The following is a 17,267-nucleotide window of genomic DNA, read 5'->3' as shown; positions in this document are numbered from 1 at the left end:
GGATGACCACACCGGCCCGGGCGCGCAGCCCGTACCCCCACTGGTTCTATCTGCCGGCCGCGGTGATCTACGGCGTGCTGTTCGTCGTGCCGACCGTGACCAGCTTCTGGTTCAGCCTGACCCGGTGGAGCGTGTTCGACTCCACGTTCGTCGGGCTGGACAACTTCGTGACGTTCTTCCGCGAGCCCGCGCTGGTGAAAGGCCTCACGAACACGCTGATCTACGGCGTGGTCACGTCCGGGCTGAAGGTGGTGCTGGGCATGGCGCTCGCGCTGCTGCTGACCTCGCAGATCGCGGCGCGCGGCTGGCTGCGGTCCGTGGTGTTCTTCCCGGTGCTGGTCAGCACGATCGGTGTGGGCCTGACGTTCACCGTGCTGATGAACCCGGAGCGCGGACTGATCAATCAGTCGCTGGCGGTGCTCGGCGTCGACGGGCCGGGCTGGCTGACCGACCCGTCGTGGGCGCTGCTGTCCGTGGCGCTGGTGGACGTATGGAAAGGGGTCGGGCTGGCGACCGTCATCTACATCGCCGGGATCGTGTCCATCCCGGCCGAGTACGTCGAGGCGGCGAAGACGGACGGCGCGGGCGCCTGGGCCCGGTTCCGCCGCATCGTCCTGCCGCTGTGCCGGCCGGCCACCGCCACCGTGATCATCCTGTCGCTGATCGGCGGGCTGCGCTCGTTCGACCTGATCTGGGCGATGACCCGCGGCGGGCCGGGCTTCACGTCCGACGTGATCGCGTCGGTGATCTACAAGCAGTACCAGGCCGGGTTCTACGGGCTCTCCACGGCCGGGAACGTGGTGTTGTTCGCGCTGGTCACCGCGATCGTGCTGCCGCTGTCGAGGTGGCTGAACCGGCGGGAGGTGGAGATGTGAGATCGAAGCTGCTGGGCCTGCTGGCGATCGTGCTGTCCGGCGTGGTGTTCGGCGTGCCGTTCCTGTTCATCGTGCTGACGGCCGGCAAGAGCCGGGCGGAGGCGTCCCGGCTGGAGTTCTCCTGGCCGTCGCAGCCGCGGTTCCTGGCGAACCTCGTCGAGGTGGTCCAGGCCCGCGACTACATGCTCGTCATCGCGTACATCAACAGCACGATCCTGACCGTGGCAAGCGTCTCGATCATGGTGGTGCTGGCCGCGATGGTGGCGTTCGTGCTGCAGCGGCGGCCGTCGCGGTGGACCGGTCCGGTCAACCTCCTGGTGCTGGCCGGGCTGATCATCCCGCCGGCCGTGGTGCCGACGATCTGGGTGCTGCAACGGCTCGGGCTGTTCCGCACGATGCCGGGGCTGATCCTGGTCGAGGTCGCGTTCGGGCTGTCGTTCTGCGTGCTGCTGTTCCGCGCGTTCATCGCCACGATCCCGCGGGAGCTGGACGAGGCGGCGATCCTGGACGGGGCCGGGCCGCTGCGGCTGTTCTTCCGGGTCGTCCTCCCGCTGCTGCGGTCCGTGATCGTGACCGCGATCGTGGTGCAGAGCGTCACGGTGTTCAACGACTTCGTGAACCCGCTGTACTTCCTACCGGGCGACCGGAACGCGACCGTGCAGCTGACGCTGTACAACTTCGCCGGGCAGTACAGCACGGACTACCACCTGCTGTTCATGAACATCCTGCTCATCACGATCCCGCCGCTGGTCATGTTCGCGTTCTTCAACCGGCAGATCGTGGCCGGCATGACGTCCGGCGCCGTCAAGGGCTAGCCCTCACCGCAGCACCGACGGCGGCTCGGTCGGGGCCGCGGCGACCGGCGGCTGCGCCCGGCGCGGAGCCGCCTCCCCGGTGGTGACCGGTGACCCGCCGGTCGCCACCGGCGGCGCCTCACCCGTCGCCGCGGGCAGCGTCACGCAGAAACGGGCGCCGCCACCCTGGTTGTCCTCCACGTGGATCGACCCGCCGTGGCGTTCCACGATGCGGCGGCAGATGGACAGGCCGAGGCCGGTGCCGGCGTAGCCGTCCGCCGGGTGCGCGCGGTGGAAGTCGTTGAACACCTGGGAATGATGGCCGGCCGGGATGCCGATGCCACGATCCGCGACCTCCAGGCGCACCCGGCCGTCCGGCAGCACGGTCGTGGTCACGTCCACCCGGGCGGCGTGGCTCGGCGGCGTGTACTTGATCGCGTTCCCGATCAGGTTGTCGACGAGCTGGCGCAGCATCCCGGCGTCGCCGTGCACCGGCGCGAGCGGCCCGACGTACACCTGCGGCGGCGGGTCCCCGGCCGTGGCCAGGCGCTCCGCCACCACCTCACCGGCCAGCGCGCGCAGGTCCACGTCCGCCGGGCGGAGCACGCCGTCCCGGGCGTGGGCCATGCCGAGCAGGTCGTCGATCAGGCGGCGCATGCGGCGGCCGGTGACCAGGACCCGGCCGAGCGTGCGCAGGTGCTCCTCGGTCAGCTCCGCGTTGCCGGCCAGGTCGTCGAGCAGCAGGTCCACGTACCCGATGACCATGGCCAGTGGGTTCTTCAGATCGTGCGCCACGATCCCGGCGAACGCGGCCAGCTCCGCCTCCCGCTCACGCAGCGGCGTCACGTCGTAGGCGCAGGAGACCGCGCCGGCGATCGCCCCGTCCGGATCGCGCAGCGCCCGCGCGTGGGTGAGCAGCCGGCGCACCGACCCGTCCGGCAGGTGCCGGACGATCTCCTCCGCGTGCACCGGCTCGTCCCGCAGCGCGCGCAACAGCGGCGCGTCGTGCGCGGTCAGCGGCGTGCCGTCGGGCCGGGTCAGGCCCATGCCCTCGATCGTGTCCCGCACGTGCAGCACCTCGTGCGGACCGCCGAACCGCGACCGGCCGGTACGGTTCATGTGCACCACCCGGCCGGTCACGTCACACGTCACCACGGTCAGATCCAGCAGATCGAGCACCTGTACGAGGTACGCGCGCTCCGCCTCGACGGCCCGCGCGGACGCCCGCAGCTGCCGGGTCGCGGCGTCCACCCGCGCGCGGGCCCGGTCCCGGCCGGTGGCCAGCACCCAGATCAGCGCGGCCACACACACCGACAGCGCGGAACCGGCCGTGGCCAGCACCACCGGCACCCCCGCCCGATCCGACTGCAGCGCGCCGGCGTGCACCGCGAACCGCAGCGTCCAGGCCCGGTTGCCGACCCGGATCTGCGCGCTGCCGGTCAGGTCGCGGGTGCCCGGCGCGGTGCCGCGCAGCGTGGCCACGTCCGCGCGGGCGCCCCGCACGGTCGCGCTCAGCGTGACGTCGACCGGCTCCGGCGTGCCGGTGTCCAGCGCCCCGGTCAGGAAGTCCAGGCCGCGCAGGCTCATCAGCACCCATCCGGCGAACTCGCGGACACCCGGCTCCGGCGCGGTGAAGACCGGCGCGGTCACCACGAACGACAGCTGCCGCACCTCGACCGGCACGTCCGCGTCGCGCAGCAGCCAGTACGCGTCGGACACGGTCAGCCGGCGGCCGTCCCGCGCGCCGCGCAGCGCCGACACGGGCTCGCGGGCGGTGGACACGTCCGCGCCGGCCATCCGGTAGGTGCCGCCGTCCAGCGGCGCGTCGAAGATGTAGAAGTAGTGCTCCGGCGCGGCCACGTTGACCGGGCGCAGGGTCAGTCCGGCCGCGCCGCGCTGCTGCCAGCGTCGCTGCGCCGCCGCCACGTCGCCGCGGGCCACCGGCGCCAGGAACGCGATCGTGGTGGCGCCGGGCAGCAGCATCCGCTCGACCGGCGCGATCGCGGTGCCGAACTGCGGCGCGGTCACCGCCGGCCGGTTGCTCAGCGACGCGGCGACCAGCGACACCGCGTCCGTGTAGCGCCGGGCCTCGGCCGCGAGCCGGGTCGCGATCGTGTTCGTCCGCTCGCGCAGCTGCTCCGCCGCCGCGTCCCGCTGCCCGGCCGCGACGATGCCGCCGGCCGTCAGGGCGAGCACGATCCCGGCCACGGTGACGAGGACGGCGAGCACGGTGGCGCCCCGCCAGCCCGCCCTCCTCCGGCCGGTCGACATGCCCGCACCATCGGCAGCGAGCCCGCGATGCTGAGCGTCTTGTGGAATACACTACGTTCGGAGTGATTTTTCGGATAAAAAGGACGCGAGGCGAGCGCCGAGGCCGGGCCGCGTCCCTTCCCGCGTCGGGACGGTTCATGCGGAGGCTCCAGTCCCGGGCGGGGACACCGGCGAACCGCTCGACATCGGCGAGCGCGTGCGCCGCCGGGTGCCCGGCGTCAGTTCGCCCCGGCGCCGGGGAGCGCGCCGGCGGCCTGCGCCGCGACGTCGTAGGTCTCCGCCTGGTAGTCGAGAATGCGCACGCCACCGAGGACGGCGCGAACGGCGGAGAGGAAGTTCTCGTCGGCGAAATGCGCGTCGATGGCGGCCTGATCCCGCCATCCCTCGGTGAGGTGGATCGTGTTCGGGTCGGTGAGATCCTGCGCGAACACGTAGTACGTGCACCCGTCCTGCCGAGCTGTCGTGGACAGATGCGGGACGACGGCATCGACGAACGTCTGCCGGTCCTCCGGATGCACGGTGTAGTAGGCACTGATGACCTTGCCGGTCGGCGCGCGCTTGTCATGGGCGATCATGGCGTCCCGTGTCCTCCTCGGTGTCGGTACGGTGGCGACCCCACCATACAGAGTTTTTGTCTGATCAGACAAAAACCGACGAAGGAGCCGGCACCACCGGTTCCCGCCCGGCACGTGTGGCGCACGCGCCCCACGGCGGCCCAGTCCACCTGGCACCCTCCGCGCCCCGCGCCACCTCGGCGCCTCCGCAATCTCCGCGGGCTGGGCGCCCTCCGCGGGCTGGGTGACCCCGCGCCTCGGCAGTCCCGGCGGCGCCAAAGGGCTCGGCAACCCCGGAGGGCTCCATGGCCCCGGACAGCCGGACACCTGGGCGGGCGGGCTCCGCAAGCTGGGCGACCCTCGCGCTTCGGCAGCCGGTGGCCCAAAAGTCCAGGCAGACCCAGGGCCCAGCAGCCCGGCGGACCGGGAGGGCACAGCGGACCCGGCCGAACCGGCGGACCAGGCGGGCACGGCGGACCCGGCAGACCCGGCGGACCAGGCAGACCAGGCAGACCGGGCGGCCCGGCGGACCAGGCAGACCGGGCGGCCCGGCGGACCCGGCGGCCCGCGGACCGGGCGGGCCCGGCGAGCCCGACGAACCCGGCAGGCCCGGTGGACCCGGCAGACACGGCGGACCAGGCAGACACGGCGACCTGGCAGACCCGGCGGACCAGGCAGACCGAGCGGGCCGCGGACCGGGCGGGCCCGGCGAACCCGGCAGAGCCGGTGAACCCGGCAGAACCCGCGAACCCGGCGAACCGGTTGGACCCGGCGGGCCCGAGTGCCCGGCGGGCTGCGTGCGGCATCCGCCACCTCAGCGGGCCGCGGCCTCGTCGGGCTGGGTGGTGAGAGTGATGACGACCTTGCCGCGGGCGTGGCCGGTGGCGATGCGGGCGTGCGCGGCCGGGCCGTCGGTGATCGGGTATTCGGCGGCGATCGGGACGGTGAGGCGGCCCGCGTCGGCCAGCGCGGCGGCCGCGGTGAGGGCCGCGGGAACGCCGGACGGGTCGACCCGCAGCAGGCGGACACCGTGCGCGGCGTTGTGGGCGACCAGGGTGCGCACCGCGTCCGGGGAGCCGGTGAGCGCGACCAGCCGGCGGACGTCGCCGTGACCGCTCACGTCCAGCGCGGCGTCCACCCGGGTGCCGACCCGGTCGGCGAGACCGGGACCGTAGGTGACCGGCTCGGCGCCGAGATCGCGGAGGAACGCGTGGTTGGCCGGGCCGGCGGTGCCGATCACCCGGGCGCCGCGCGCCACGGCGAGCTGGACCGTGATCGCGCCGACTCCCCCGCTCGCGCCGTCGAGCAGCAGCGTCGACCCGGCTCGGACGCCGAGTTCGTCGAGTGCGTGGCTGCCGGTGGCGACCGCGGCGGCCGCGCCACCGGCCTGGGACCAGGTCCAGGCGACGGGCTTGGCGGCCCACAGGTCGAGGACCGCGTGCGCGGCGGTGGTGGCGCCGGCCGGCCGCACGCCGTAGACCTCGTCGCCCAGGTGGACGCCGTCGACGCCGTCGCCGATCTCGTCGACCACACCGGCGGCGTCGACGCCCACCACGTACGGCAGCGGGATCGGGTAGATGTCCTTCCACGCGCCGGAGCGGATCGCGTCGTCCGCGGGTGAGACGCCGGCCGCGCGGACCGCGACGCGGATCCGGCCGGGGCCGGCGTGCGGCGCGGGGACGTCGGCGACGGTGAGGACCTCGGGGCCGCCGTGCGCGGTGAACAGCAGAGCCTGCATGGTGTGTGCTTTCGTTGTCGGCGGAACGATCGCGGCAACCGTATGGAGTGGGGAGGTCCGGCGGCCATGGAACGCGGCGAAGTGAGAGACGGCGGCGCGAAGCCGTCTCGGAACGGCGACAACCACGAACCCGCGCGGGTACGGCAGGACGCCGCGGCCAACCGGCGGCGGATCCTGACGGCGGCGCGGCGGCTGTTCGGGCCGGGCGGTGACGCGGTGCGGGTGCGCGAGGTGGCGCGGGACGCGGGCGTGTCCGCGGCGACGCTCTACCGGCACTTCCCGGCGCGGCGCGACCTGATGGACGCGGTGGTCGCGGAACAGTCCCGGGCGTGCGACGCCTCGGTGCGCCGCGCGGTCGCGGACCCGGACCCGGCGCGGGCGCTGCGGGCGTACGTGGAGCACGCGTTCGAGGCCCAGGCGGACGGCGCGCTGCTCGCCGCCGCGATCCGGGCGGCGAACGCGACGCTGCCGGGTCACGCGGACCGGGTCGCCGCGTTCCACCGCGACCTCGCGATGCTGGTCGCCCGGGCCCGCGCGGCCGGCGCACTCCGCCCGGACCTGACCGCGGCCGACGTCCTCCTGGTCGTCGCCGCGGGCGGCGGCGCGAACCTCGGCGTCACCGCGACCGGCGGCGCGGGCGGCAGCGCGGGTCCCGGCACCGCCGCGCACCGGGCGGCCCGTTCCCGCCGCCTGGCCGACATCGTGCTGACCGGCATGGGGGTGCCGTCGCCGGCGTGACGGTGCCCGAGGGGGTAGGTGGTCGGGTCGGCCATCGGCTCCACCTCACGAGTCGGCCCGGCGGACGCGATCGGCATCCGGCCTCTCGGGTACCGCGCGAGCGGTCCCCGGCTACGGGCGGTGGCCGCCGCGCCCGGCGAACTCCGGCTGCCGTGAGGGCTCGTCACACCCGGCGGATTCCGGTTACCGCGGTGATCGCGGCGGCGGTGGAGCTATTTCTCCACGGTGTAGCGCAGCTGCGCGAAGCCGCCGCCGACGTCGGTGGCGGAGTCCAGGCGCAGCGGCACGTCCGTGGGCAGTTCGCCGAAGAGCCGGTGACCGGCGCCGATCAGGACCGGGGCGATGCTGATGATGAACGCGTCGACGCGGCCGGCGCGGAGCAGGCTCTGGATGAGGCGCCCGCCGTCGGGATAGACGTGCCTGAGCCCGCGGGCGTCCAGGTCGGCGACGAGGCCGTCCAGGTCGCGGTAGACCGTGACGCGCGGGTCGGCGTCGTCGGCGAGCGTGGTGCTCAGGACGCCGACGTGCCGGTCGCCGTAGGGCCAGTTCTCCTCGCCGAACGAGACCGCCTGCCGGTACGTGTTGCGGCCCATGACCACGGCGTCGACCGAGTCGAGGAACGCGCCGAAGCCCATGTCACCGGCGCGCTCGCCGCGGGAGGTCAGCCAGGCGATGTCGTCGTCCGGGCGCGCGATGAAGCCGTCCAGGCTGGTGCCGATGAAGACGGTGGCGGTGAAGGTCATGCGGTTCTCCCGAGCAGGTGATCGAGGTCGTCGTGGAGCTGGGCGGCGGGATCGCCGTCGCCGGTGAGGGCCCACCGCAACAGCGAGCCGTCGATGGTGATCTTGATGGCGCGGGACAGCCGGGCCACGTCGGTACGGGACGGCAGCTCGCCCCGGGTGACGGCGTCGGCGACCAGCTCCCGCAGCGCCGCGTCCACCGCGTGCGCGTGCGCGGCGGCGTGCGCGCGGAACTCCGGGTCGGACAGGTCGAGCTGCAGCATGCCGAGGTCGTTGGCCATCTCCTCGGGCGTGGACAGCCGGCCGGCGTATTCCTCGGCGACCGCGTGCAGCGCCGCGAGTGGCGAGTCGTGCGCGGCCCGCGCCCGGTGGTACGGCGCGGCGGCGTGCGCGGCCTCGTGCGCGGCGAACGCGAGCAGCAGGCCCCGCTTGGACCCGAACCGCTGCGACAGGGTGGCCGGTGAGACCCCGGCCGCCGCGCCGACGTGCGCCAGGGTGAGCCCGCCGGGGCCGTGCGCACCGATGGCGCGCCCGGTGGCGGCGAGGATGTCTTCGTCACTGGTGGTGCGTGGCCGGGCCATGGACGCCCTCCCTTCGCGCCGACTGTAGCAGTTAATAAATGAACAGTCATTTATTAAATTCGTGACGGCGGACACCGGTGGGAGCGACGGAAGCGGTCGCACGGTCCGGTGTGGACCGTGCGACCGCGAACCGGCAGGGAGGAGCGCCGGCGACGACCGGTGCCCGCGGGAGCATGCGGACCCGGACGTGCCGGAAGCGGGAAGATCCCGGTGTCGGATTCGATCCTCGCCGGCGTCCGGCGCGAACGGCGCCGGACTAGTAGCCGTAGATCATCTTGTAGGCGACCTCGGGCAGGAACTGGCCGGCGCTGGATCCGCCGCCGACGCCGCAGTTGCCGTCGGACTCGCCCGGCGTCTTGAGCCACAGCAGCATCTCGGCGCCGCCGCCCAGCTGGGTGGGGGTGCCGATCCGGCGGCCGGCCGGGTTGCACCACTGGCCGTTGGCGCCGTTGCCGTTGCGGCTGGTGTCGATCACGAACGGCTTCTGGTGGCCGTAGTTGCGCAGCGCCGCGGCGACCCGGCCGCCGAAGTCGGTGTTCTCGCCGGTGGTGAAGTAGTTCGAGACGTTCAGCGCGAAGCCGCGCGCGTTGGCGATGCCGGCCGTGTTCAGGCGTTGTGCCATCGTCTGGGCGTCGACCCAGCCCGGGTTGCCGGCGTCCAGGTACACCCAGGTGTTCGGCGCCTTGGACCGGAACTGCGCGACGGCCCGGGACAGCATGCCCACCCGGTCGTTGATCTGCGTCTGGTTCATACAGCTGAAGTCGCCGAGCGAGTCCGGCTCGACGACCACGACGGCCGGCCGGTTGCCGACGGCGGAGGCGAAGGACGAGATCCACGCGTCGTACGCGGCGACGCTGCCGGCGCCGCCGCCGGAGTGGCCGCCGCACGCGTCCCGGCCGGGGATGTTGTAGGCCACCAGCAGGGGCAGCTTGTCGACCGCGTCCGCGGCACCGACGTAGCCGCCGACCGCGGACGCGATGTCGCCGCTCCAGTTGCCGAACCAGCTGGCCATCGGCCGCTGGGCGATCTGGCTGCGGATCGCCGCGGCGCGCCCGTCGCCGGGGTTCGCGGCCACCCAGGACGCGGGGCTGGAGTTCGGGTTGACGTAGAAGCCGCTGGTCTGGCCGATCGGGTCGGCGTGCGCGGCGGGCGCGCCGAGCAGGACCGCGGGAATGGTCAGGGCCAGCGCTGCGGCGAGCGTCCGAGGACGGATCAGTCGGGTCATGGTCGCTTCTCCCGGTACGGGGACGGAGGTCGGACTGGAAGCGCTTCCAGTTATATCTGTCAATCTAAGACGCGCGCGATCCAACGGCAACCGGGCATCCACACGGATCGGCGCCCCCGGGAGTGCCAGCCGACCGGAAGCGCTTCCAGTCCCGCGGGGTGGCCCGGCGCCGACCGGGCTCGATACGATCGTCCATCGATATGTGTCCGGTACCGCTGACGGCCGCCCACGGCGGACGGGAAGGACCCGGCATCGAGATGGCGACCGCGGCGCCCCGGCGGCAACCGACGCTCGACCAGGTGGCCGAGCGGGCCGGCGTGTCCCGGTCCGCGGCGTCCCGGGCGATCAACAACGCGCCGCACGTCAGCCGCGCGACCCGGGACGCGGTCCACCGGGCCGTCAAGGAACTCGGCTACCTGCCCGACCGCACCGCCCGCGCGCTGGCCACCCGCCGGACCGGGATCGTCGCCCTCGCGATCTCCCACGACGATCCCCAGCTGTTCGCCGACCCGTTCTTCGCCCAGGTGATCGTGGGGGTGTCCGCGGCGCTCGAGCAGACCGACCTGCACCTGCTGCTCTGCCTGGCCAGCGCCGGCCGGGGCCGGGCCCGGCTGACGAACCTGCTGCGCACCCGGGGCGTCGACGGCGTCATGCTGATGGCGCTGCGCGGCGACGACCCGCTGACCCGGATCGTGCGGGAGGCCGGCGTGCCGGCCGTCTACGGCGGCCGCCCGCTGCGGCTGCGGCCACGGTGGTACGTCGACGCGGACAACGCCGGCGGGGCCCGGCTCGCCACCGAGCACCTCGTCGGTCTCGGCCGCACCCGGATCGTCACCATCACCGGGGAGAGCGGCACCGAGGTCGCGGAGGCCCGGCAGCGCGGCTACCGGGAGGCGCTGATCATGGCCGGGCTGACCCCGCACGGCGTCGCCGAGGGCGACTTCACCGAGGCCGGCGGCGCCGCCGCGATGACCGGCCTGCTGGCCCGCCACCCCGACCTCGACGGCGTCTTCGCGGCCAGCGACAACATGGCCGCCGGCGCCCTGCGCGCGCTCGGCGCGGCCGGCCGGTCCGTGCCGGGTGACGTGGCCGTGGTCGGCTTCGACGACCTCGGCATCGCCACCCGGACCGATCCGCCGCTGACCACCGTGCACCAGCCGATCCAGGCGCTGGGCGGCGAGATGACCCGGATGCTGCTCGGCGTGCTCGACGGCGAGGACCGGGTGCCGGTCGTCCTCCCCACGCACCTGGTGCGGCGCGGCTCCGCCTGATCAGTCGGCGGTGAGCCGGCCGGCCAGCGAGTGCGCGGCCGCCGTGACCAGGGCCCGGTCGTAGCTGACGACGAACTCGAACTCCCGGTCGCCGTCGGCGCCGGTGTCGCCCAGGTCGCGCGCCATCAGCGCGCCGCAGGTGTGCGCGCCCAGGACCACCACGGTCCACTCGCTGGCCAGCGGGTCCACCGGCGACAGCGCGACGCCCCGCACGCCGGGCGCCGGGCGGGCCGGCATGTCCACGCCCAGCGCGGCGACGAACGGCAGCGCGGCCGCGAGCTCGGTGAAGTCCCGCACGGTCGACGGGCGGAAGAAGCGGGCGTGCTCGAAGGCGGCGAGCACGATCGGCGGCACCGTGGCCTGCAGGGCCGTCGTCTCCAGCGTCTTCGACAGCGGGATGAGCAGGTGCTTGGGCGCGCGCCGGACCCGCCGCCGGTAGCCGATCAGTTCGTACGGCGTGGCCCGCAGCGCCGGCCCGATCGACCGGGCGGTGAACCGCTCCGGCGCGAAGACCGTGCGCGACACCCGGCGTTCGCCGCGACCCCACAGCCAGCCCTGGCCCAGGGTCGCGCCGAGCACGAGCGCGCGGGTCAGGTCCTCCGGCGTCTCGATGCCCTCGGCGACGACCTCGGCGCCACTCTGCTCCGCGTACGCCTGGACGGCGCCGGCCACGGTCACCGTGGCCGGGTCCTTGACGGTGCGCAGCAGGCGCAGGTCGAGTTTGACCACCTCCGGGCGCAGCAGCGGGATGAAGGCGAGCGACGCCGGTTCCGCGCCGACGTCGTCGAGGGCGATGGCGCAACCGGCGGCGCGCAGCCGTTCGGCGGCCGCCAGCACGCCGGCCAGGTCCGCGGCCAGGGCCCGCTCGGTGATCTCGACGACCACCTGCACGTGTTCGGCGCGCCCGGCGAGCGCGTCGAGCACGACGTCCAGGTGGTCGGTGAGCGTGCGGGGCTCGACGTTGACGAACAGCGTCACCGCCTGGCCGTCCGACGTGGCGGCCGCGCCGGCCAGCGACGCGCGCAGCGAGGCGTGTTCGAGGTCGGCCAGCCGCCCGGTCGCCCGGGCGGCCTCCAGCAGCGCCATCGGCGAGGCCCACCGGGTCGCCTCGGGCCCGCGCAGCAGCGCCTCGTAGGCGACCACCGTGCCGGAGTCCAGGTCGATGAACGGCTGAAAGACGGTGTGCAGGCCGCCGTCCCGCAACAGACCGGCAAGGCCCGGCCCGGCATCCACGACGGGGCGGGAGGGGGTGCCCGATATGGCGCTCACCCCGGCACCATCGGCAGCCGGGCCGTTCGTGTGAGGCCCTGGCCGGCCGGAACCGCCGCGTACGGTGCCGGCCACGACGCGCGCCGGTCAGTCCGTCTCGGTGGGTTCCGGCGTGGCCGTCCCGGTCGGGGCCGGCGCCGGGGTCGGGGTGGCCGTCGGGGCCGGGGTGACCGTCGGGGTCGGGCGGGGGCGCTCCGGGCGGGGCTTGACGCGGGACTTGCGGTCCTCGGTGGTGCGGTCGTTGCCGCGGCGGTCGACCGCGCGGACCTTCCACCGGACCTCGCCGCCGCTGTAGGCGGACAGGTCCGCGGTCAGCTGGTACGGCGCGGTGGTGTCGGTGGCGACCACCTTGCCGCGGACCAGCAGTGACACGCCCCGCACGCCGGACGCGTCGGAGGCGCCGACCGAGACCGTGAGCGTGCTGTTCTCCATCGCGTAGGACGTGACGGTCAGCCGGGGCGGGGTGCGGTCGCCGCCCTTGCGGGCCTGGGCCGCGGAGGCCGGCATGGTCAGCAGGCCCCCGACGAGCACGACGGCGACGGCGGCGGATGCGGCTCTGCGCATGGACGGGCTCCTCACGAACGATCTCTCCCGGTTCCGGGGACCGGCGTTTCGGCGGGCGGCGGGCGGACCTGAGGAGAAGTTGTCAGTTCGCGGCCGCGTCGAGCCAGCTGTAGCGCAGGCGCAGCGCGCGTTCGGTGCTGGCGGCCGCGACCGCCACGCCGAGCGCGATGTTGAGCCAGACCGGCAGGTCGATCGGCGAGGTGTACGGCCCGACGCGTTCCGCCAGCGGCGGTATGCCCAGGATCGGCTCCGCGAGCTGCGGGAGCGCCAGAACCGACGCCACGACCAGCAGCACCAGCGAGAACCCGCCGAGGCCGCGGCTCAGCGCCGGGTGGTCGCGGTCGAAGCGCGCGCGGCGGCCCTCGGCGGAGCGCGGGTCCGGGACCAGCTGGCACTCCTCGCCCGCGTCGGTCACGTAGTGGCAGCGTCTCAGCCCGAAGAGGGACACCGCCACCTCGATCACGCCGCCGGGCACCGGGAAGACCGCGGGGAGCCGGGACTCGGCGTGGTGCCGGCCGTCCAGGTAGAGGTGGGCCCGGCCGAACCCGTCGTCGTCGGACTGCAGGTGGCGTACCTCGACGGCGTAGACGCTCTCCCGGCCGTCCGGGCCGGGGAGCGTGAGGTAGAGCAGGGCCCGGGACAGCGGCTGCCACCAGCGGAATCGCTTCAGCGGGCGCCCGGTCCCCGGCCTGACCCGCTGGATCGCCCGGTTCCGGCGCCATTCCCTCAACATGGCGCCAGTAGAAACCCTGTCCCCGGGCCAGGGTCAAGCCCGCGGTCGAGACGCCGGCAGGACCCGTGTCCCCGGGCCGGGGTCAAGCGTGGTTGACCGGACGGTGGACGGCGGCCTGGGCCGTCCGGGCGGCCGGGATGGATCAACGACCGTTTCGGTGGCGTCGCAAATTTGACTAACCTGCCCCGAGTGGTCGAAACGGCGGAGCGGGTGCCACGGGGCGGCGCGCCTCGCCGGAAGGGGCTGTTCGACCTCCGACTGGCGGCGGGCCGCGGACCATGCGCGGCCTCGCCGCCGACCGGGGACGCCGGCGCCACCGACCGAGTGATCACCCCACGCCTGATCGGGCGACCCCCGGACGCGCTGTCCGTCGCGGGATTCCAGCCGGCACTACCGTCCGTGTTCGCCTGACCGCGCGAGCAGTGTGACGTGCGGCAACCGATCGTGGCGAGGAGGACGCGCGGTGCCCGACGAGCGCCCGGTGGACATGCTGCGGCAGCGACTTCGCCGCCTGCACACCAGTGCCGGACTCCCGAAGGCGGACAGCCTGAAGGATCACGCGCACCGCCGGGGGCACCGGGTCAGCCGATCAGCGCTCGCCGCGGTCACCGGCGGCTCCGGCGGCATGCGCTGGGCCACGGTCGAGGCGTTCATCGACGGGTGCGCCGGATACGCGGCCAGCCGGCAACGTCCGCTAGCGGCGCAGGAGCTGACCATGACCGCCTGGCGTGAGCTCTACGAACGTGCGTTCCCCCGGCAGCGCGTCACCACCCGCGACGCGGACCGGTGCCGGATCGGCGCGGTCCCCCGGCCGGCCGACGGCCATCAGCCGCGCGCGTCGGTGCGCGGCATCGCGGCGCGGCCGGGCCGGTGGGTGCTGACCGGGCCCGGTGGCGCCGGCAAGACGCAGGCGGCCGCGCACCTGGCCGAGGAGCTGTGGCGGGGGCGCGAGATCGACCTGCTGCTCTGGATCCCGGCCGGTTCCCAGGACCAGATCATCAGCGGGTACGGCCGGGCCGCCGCCGAGCTGGGACGGCCGCTGCCGGACGCGCTCACCGGCGAGGACCGTCGCTGGCTGGTGGTGCTGGACGACGTCACGGACGCGGCGGACCTGGAGGGGCTGCTGCCACCGCCGGGCGGCCGCACCGTGATCACCACCCGGTTGCCGGCCACGGCCGTGCAGGGCCGGGACGTACCACTGCCCGCGTTCACCCGGACCGAGGCGCGTGACTTCCTGCGCGCCCGGCTGGCCCGGCGGCCGGACCTGGTCGACGACCCGGACGGCGTCGCGGCCGATCTCGGCGGGCTGCCGCTCGCGGTCGCGCTGGCCGGCGCGTTCCTGGCCGAGGAGACGCTGCCCTGCTCCTGGTACCGGCGGCGGCTGGCCGCGCGCGGCACCGGCGTGCACCGGGACCCGGAGCGCGCGGTCGCGGCGTCGCTGGCGCTCGCGGTCGAGGCCGCGGACCGCGCCGAGCCGGCCGGCCTGGCCACCCCGCTGCTGGCACTGTCCGCGGTGCTGGACCCGGCCGGCGTCCCGGTGCCGGTGCTGATCACCGCGACGGCCCGGGACTGGCTGTGCACGCACGCGGCCACGGGCGGCCCGCTGGACGCGACGGAGATCCGCACCGGGCTGGCCGCGCTGCACCGGCTGGGCCTGGTCGTCGCGGACGAGACCACGGTGACGCTGCACCCGCTGGTACGCCGGCTGCTGCTGGACGACCTGTCCGCGGCCGAGCTGGCGGACGCGGCCACGGCCGCGGCGGAGGCGGTCCTGGAGGCCTGGCCGGACGAGGAGCGCGATCCCGGGTACGCGGCCCGGCTGCGGGCCGGCACGGACGCGTTGCTCGGCGCGGCCGGTGACGCGGTGGCGCTGCACCCGGTGCGGGCCCGCGCGTGTCACAGCCGGGGCGCGGCCGGCGACCCGGCGGGCGCGGCCGCGGCGAGCGCGCGGCTGGCCGCGGACACCGGCCGGCTGCTCGGCGCGGACCACCCGCGGGCGCTGCTGGCGCGCGGGAACGCGGCCCGCTGGCTGGGCGAGTCCGGTGACGCGGAGAGCGCGGTCGCCGCGTACGAGGTGCTGCTCGCGGAGTCGGCACAGGTGCTCGGCGCGCATCACGCGAACACGTGGACGTGCCGGAGCAACCTCGCGTACGCGCGCGGGCTGGCCGGGGACTCCGCCGGTGCGGTGGCCGCGTTCGCGGGCCTGCTGGCGGACTGCGAGGCGGTGCTCGGTCCCGAGCACCCGGGCACCGCCTCCGCACGCGCGAACCTGGCCCGCTGGCGCGCGGCCGCCCCACCCGCCCGGCCGGCCGAGGCCTCCTGACCGGCGCGTGGCGGGTGGCGGACCTGGTGGACGTCGCCTGAGCGCGGCCGGCCGAGCGGATGCACGCCACATCGGGCCGCCGCACGGCACGGCCGGCCGGGCTGATCGCGCGCGTCGCCGCCCGGGCGGCCGCCGACGCCCCGCCCGTGGTCCACCGGACAGCCGGATGGGCCGGGGCCGTGGGCGTACCGGGGAACGGCGGTCAGAAGCGGTGCGGGTGGGCCGGGTCGGCGGGCCAGCCGGGGTCGCCGGTGGCGGTGAAGCGCAGCCAGGCGGCGCGCATCGGGGCGCCGTCCGCGTCGACCTCGGCCCAGGAGCGGCCGTTCAGGATGGGCGCGCCGGCCCAGTCCGGCTCCGTGCCGAACAGCCACGGCAGCTCACCGCAGTGCGCGCCGCGCAGCGGCAGCCCGGGGCCGGACGCACCGACCCGGTACGTGTGCACGCGCGCGCCACCCGCGGCCATCAGCTCCGCGAAGCGCTGCGTGGGGCGGGTGAAGACGCGCCCGGTCGACGTCCGCTCCAGGCCCGGCACCGTGGCCAGCGGCGTGTTGCGGAAGAAGTACGCGAGTTCGCGGTCCGCCGTACCCGCGATGATCTGCAGGTGTGGTGCGTTCTCCACCGCGGCGGCCCGCCAGGCGTCCGGCGCCGGCAGCAGGTCCGCGCCCGCGACCGGCATGAACGCGGGCACCAGCCCGCCGACCGTGCGCACCGCCAGGTCCCGTTCGGCGCGCTCCTGGGCCGCGACGACCTCCGCGACGCCGGCCGAGCGCGGGTCCGTGCCGAGCCGGCGCAGGAACGCGGCGGACGCCCGCGCGGACGCGGCCGGCGAGCCCAGCCCGAGGCCGAGCGGCGGGCTCTGCACGATCGCCCGGTGGAACAGCCCGCGCGCGGCCGGCACCCCGATCAGGCAGACGACCGCGTGCGCGCCGGAGGAGTGGCCGGCCAACGTGATCCGATCCGGGTCGCCGCCCAGGTGGGCGATGTTGTCCCGGATCCAGCGCAGCGCCGTCACCTGGTCGGCCAGCCCGAGGTTGCCGGGCGCGAGACCGGGCAGGCGCAGCCAGCCGAGCGCGCCGATCCGGCTGCCGACGCCGACCACCACCAGGTCGCCCTCGCGGGCCAGGCGGCGTACGTCGTACCGCCCCCAGGCCGCGCTGCCGGAGCGGTAGCCGCCGCCGTGCAGGAAGACCAGCACCGGGCGGCGGCGGTCGTCCGCGGCCGGGGTGGCGACGGTGAGGCGCAGGCAGTCCTCGGTCGGCGTGCCGACCGTGATCACGCCCAGCGGTGAGGTGGGCCGGGACGCGGGCTGCGGTGGCACGCCCACGTCCGCGAGCGCGTCCCGCTCGCCGTCCCACGGCGGCTCGGGCTCCGGCGCGGCGAAGCGGGCGGCGGTCGCGTACCGGACGCCGCGCAGCACGGTCAGGCCGTTCTCCCGGCGCCCGCGCAGCAGGCCGCCGGCGACACGCACCGGCGTGTCCGTCCACGGTTCGTCGTCCGCGGACCTGTGCGCGTCCGGTGTGGTCGTGGTCATCGTCGCGAGGCTCCTCGGTCGCCTCCGGCCGTCGGAGGTCCTACGGGAGACGGTGCCATG

At 75.2% G+C, this 17,267-nt stretch carries 15 protein-coding genes; 5 read left to right on the top strand and 10 right to left on the bottom strand.

Features of this window, described 5'->3' with window-relative positions; translation table 11 throughout:
- Positions 1 to 2: 2 nt before the first annotated feature.
- Positions 3 to 875 (top strand): carbohydrate ABC transporter permease, encoded by an 873-nt coding sequence (locus J2S44_RS36185; RefSeq protein ID WP_310423686.1) that lies wholly within the window; start codon positions 3 to 5, stop codon positions 873 to 875.
- Positions 872 to 1,690, top strand: a complete 819-nt coding sequence (locus tag J2S44_RS36180; RefSeq protein WP_310423683.1) for a carbohydrate ABC transporter permease — start codon at positions 872 to 874, stop codon at positions 1,688 to 1,690. Before J2S44_RS36185 ends, J2S44_RS36180 begins: the two co-directional genes overlap by 4 nt.
- A 3-nt stretch (positions 1,691 to 1,693) precedes the next feature.
- Here J2S44_RS36180 and J2S44_RS36175 read toward each other — a convergent pair whose 3' ends face one another.
- From J2S44_RS36175 to J2S44_RS36165, 3 genes are all read right to left on the bottom strand, one after another.
- Positions 1,694 to 3,940, bottom strand: a complete 2,247-nt coding sequence (locus J2S44_RS36175) for an ATP-binding protein (protein ID WP_310423680.1) — start codon at positions 3,938 to 3,940, stop codon at positions 1,694 to 1,696.
- Between the two features lie 218 nt (positions 3,941 to 4,158).
- Positions 4,159 to 4,515, bottom strand: coding sequence for a putative quinol monooxygenase (locus J2S44_RS36170; protein WP_310423676.1), 357 nt, complete (start codon positions 4,513 to 4,515; stop codon positions 4,159 to 4,161).
- Positions 4,516 to 5,308: 793 nt separating this feature from the next.
- A complete protein-coding gene (locus tag J2S44_RS36165) occupies positions 5,309 to 6,232 on the bottom strand; it encodes an NADP-dependent oxidoreductase (RefSeq protein ID WP_310423673.1) in 924 nt (307 codons plus the stop codon).
- Positions 6,233 to 6,313: 81 nt separating this feature from the next.
- On the opposite strand from J2S44_RS36165, the gene J2S44_RS36160 reads away from it, so the two are divergent.
- The gene (locus J2S44_RS36160; RefSeq protein ID WP_310423671.1) at positions 6,314 to 6,970 is read left to right on the top strand and encodes a TetR/AcrR family transcriptional regulator; all 657 of its coding nucleotides are present in this window, start codon (positions 6,314 to 6,316) and stop codon (positions 6,968 to 6,970) included.
- 212 nt (positions 6,971 to 7,182) lie between these two features.
- On the opposite strand, the gene J2S44_RS36155 is transcribed toward J2S44_RS36160, so the two are convergent.
- The 3 genes from J2S44_RS36155 to J2S44_RS36145 all read right to left on the bottom strand — a co-directional run bounded on the left by J2S44_RS36155 (position 7,183) and on the right by J2S44_RS36145 (position 9,516).
- Positions 7,183 to 7,713 carry a dihydrofolate reductase family protein gene (locus J2S44_RS36155; protein WP_310423669.1) on the bottom strand — a complete coding sequence of 177 codons (531 nt, stop codon included), beginning with the start codon at positions 7,711 to 7,713 and terminating at the stop codon, positions 7,183 to 7,185.
- On the bottom strand, positions 7,710 to 8,291 hold the full coding sequence (locus J2S44_RS36150; protein ID WP_310423666.1) for a TetR/AcrR family transcriptional regulator: 582 nt from the start codon (positions 8,289 to 8,291) through the stop codon (positions 7,710 to 7,712). Before J2S44_RS36150 ends, J2S44_RS36155 begins: the two co-directional genes overlap by 4 nt.
- Positions 8,292 to 8,547: 256 nt before the next feature.
- Entirely contained in the window at positions 8,548 to 9,516 is a 969-nt protein-coding gene (locus J2S44_RS36145) for a glycoside hydrolase family 6 protein (protein ID WP_310423663.1), read from the bottom strand.
- Positions 9,517 to 9,773: 257 nt separating this feature from the next.
- On the opposite strand from J2S44_RS36145, the gene J2S44_RS36140 reads away from it, so the two are divergent.
- The gene (locus tag J2S44_RS36140; RefSeq protein WP_310423660.1) at positions 9,774 to 10,787 is read left to right on the top strand and encodes a LacI family DNA-binding transcriptional regulator; all 1,014 of its coding nucleotides are present in this window, start codon (positions 9,774 to 9,776) and stop codon (positions 10,785 to 10,787) included.
- Here J2S44_RS36140 and J2S44_RS36135 read toward each other — a convergent pair whose 3' ends face one another.
- The 3 genes from J2S44_RS36135 to J2S44_RS36125 all read right to left on the bottom strand — a co-directional run bounded on the left by J2S44_RS36135 (position 10,788) and on the right by J2S44_RS36125 (position 13,353).
- Positions 10,788 to 12,056, bottom strand: a complete 1,269-nt coding sequence (locus tag J2S44_RS36135) for a sensor domain-containing phosphodiesterase (RefSeq protein ID WP_310423654.1) — start codon at positions 12,054 to 12,056, stop codon at positions 10,788 to 10,790.
- Between the two features lie 87 nt (positions 12,057 to 12,143).
- Positions 12,144 to 12,620, bottom strand: coding sequence for an Ig-like domain-containing protein (locus tag J2S44_RS36130; RefSeq protein WP_310423651.1), 477 nt, complete (start codon positions 12,618 to 12,620; stop codon positions 12,144 to 12,146).
- Between the two features lie 82 nt (positions 12,621 to 12,702).
- Entirely contained in the window at positions 12,703 to 13,353 is a 651-nt protein-coding gene (locus J2S44_RS36125) for a hypothetical protein (protein WP_310423648.1), read from the bottom strand.
- A gap of 463 nt (positions 13,354 to 13,816) precedes the next feature.
- Between J2S44_RS36125 and J2S44_RS36120 the strand changes: the two genes are divergently transcribed.
- On the top strand, positions 13,817 to 15,676 hold the full coding sequence (locus J2S44_RS36120; RefSeq protein WP_310423645.1) for a tetratricopeptide repeat-containing protein: 1,860 nt from the start codon (positions 13,817 to 13,819) through the stop codon (positions 15,674 to 15,676).
- 202 nt (positions 15,677 to 15,878) lie between these two features.
- Here J2S44_RS36120 and J2S44_RS36115 read toward each other — a convergent pair whose 3' ends face one another.
- Positions 15,879 to 17,207 carry an alpha/beta fold hydrolase gene (locus J2S44_RS36115; RefSeq protein ID WP_310423642.1) on the bottom strand — a complete coding sequence of 443 codons (1,329 nt, stop codon included), beginning with the start codon at positions 17,205 to 17,207 and terminating at the stop codon, positions 15,879 to 15,881.
- Positions 17,208 to 17,267 lie beyond the last annotated feature (60 nt).

It is taken from the genome of Catenuloplanes niger, assembly GCF_031458255.1.
GTDB classification, from domain to species: Bacteria; Actinomycetota; Actinomycetes; order Mycobacteriales; family Micromonosporaceae; genus Catenuloplanes; species Catenuloplanes niger.
Note: the sequence above shows the minus strand (reverse complement) of the source record. Positions and strands in the feature narration are given on the sequence as shown.

What these genes read in the sequence shown, in the direction of transcription:
- J2S44_RS36185 (WP_310423686.1), top strand. Translation starts at nt 3, where the DNA reads ATGACCACACCGGCCCGGGCGCGCAGCCCGTACCCCCACTGGTTCTAT.
- J2S44_RS36175 (WP_310423680.1), bottom strand. Translation starts at nt 3,940, where the DNA reads ATGTCGACCGGCCGGAGGAGGGCGGGCTGGCGGGGCGCCACCGTGCTC.
- J2S44_RS36170 (WP_310423676.1), bottom strand. Translation starts at nt 4,515, where the DNA reads ATGATCGCCCATGACAAGCGCGCGCCGACCGGCAAGGTCATCAGTGCC.
- J2S44_RS36165 (WP_310423673.1), bottom strand. Translation starts at nt 6,232, where the DNA reads ATGCAGGCTCTGCTGTTCACCGCGCACGGCGGCCCCGAGGTCCTCACC.
- J2S44_RS36155 (WP_310423669.1), bottom strand. Translation starts at nt 7,713, where the DNA reads ATGACCTTCACCGCCACCGTCTTCATCGGCACCAGCCTGGACGGCTTC.
- J2S44_RS36150 (WP_310423666.1), bottom strand. Translation starts at nt 8,291, where the DNA reads ATGGCCCGGCCACGCACCACCAGTGACGAAGACATCCTCGCCGCCACC.
- J2S44_RS36145 (WP_310423663.1), bottom strand. Translation starts at nt 9,516, where the DNA reads ATGACCCGACTGATCCGTCCTCGGACGCTCGCCGCAGCGCTGGCCCTG.
- J2S44_RS36140 (WP_310423660.1), top strand. Translation starts at nt 9,774, where the DNA reads ATGGCGACCGCGGCGCCCCGGCGGCAACCGACGCTCGACCAGGTGGCC.
- J2S44_RS36130 (WP_310423651.1), bottom strand. Translation starts at nt 12,620, where the DNA reads ATGCGCAGAGCCGCATCCGCCGCCGTCGCCGTCGTGCTCGTCGGGGGC.
- J2S44_RS36125 (WP_310423648.1), bottom strand. Translation starts at nt 13,353, where the DNA reads ATGTTGAGGGAATGGCGCCGGAACCGGGCGATCCAGCGGGTCAGGCCG.
- J2S44_RS36115 (WP_310423642.1), bottom strand. Translation starts at nt 17,207, where the DNA reads ATGACCACGACCACACCGGACGCGCACAGGTCCGCGGACGACGAACCG.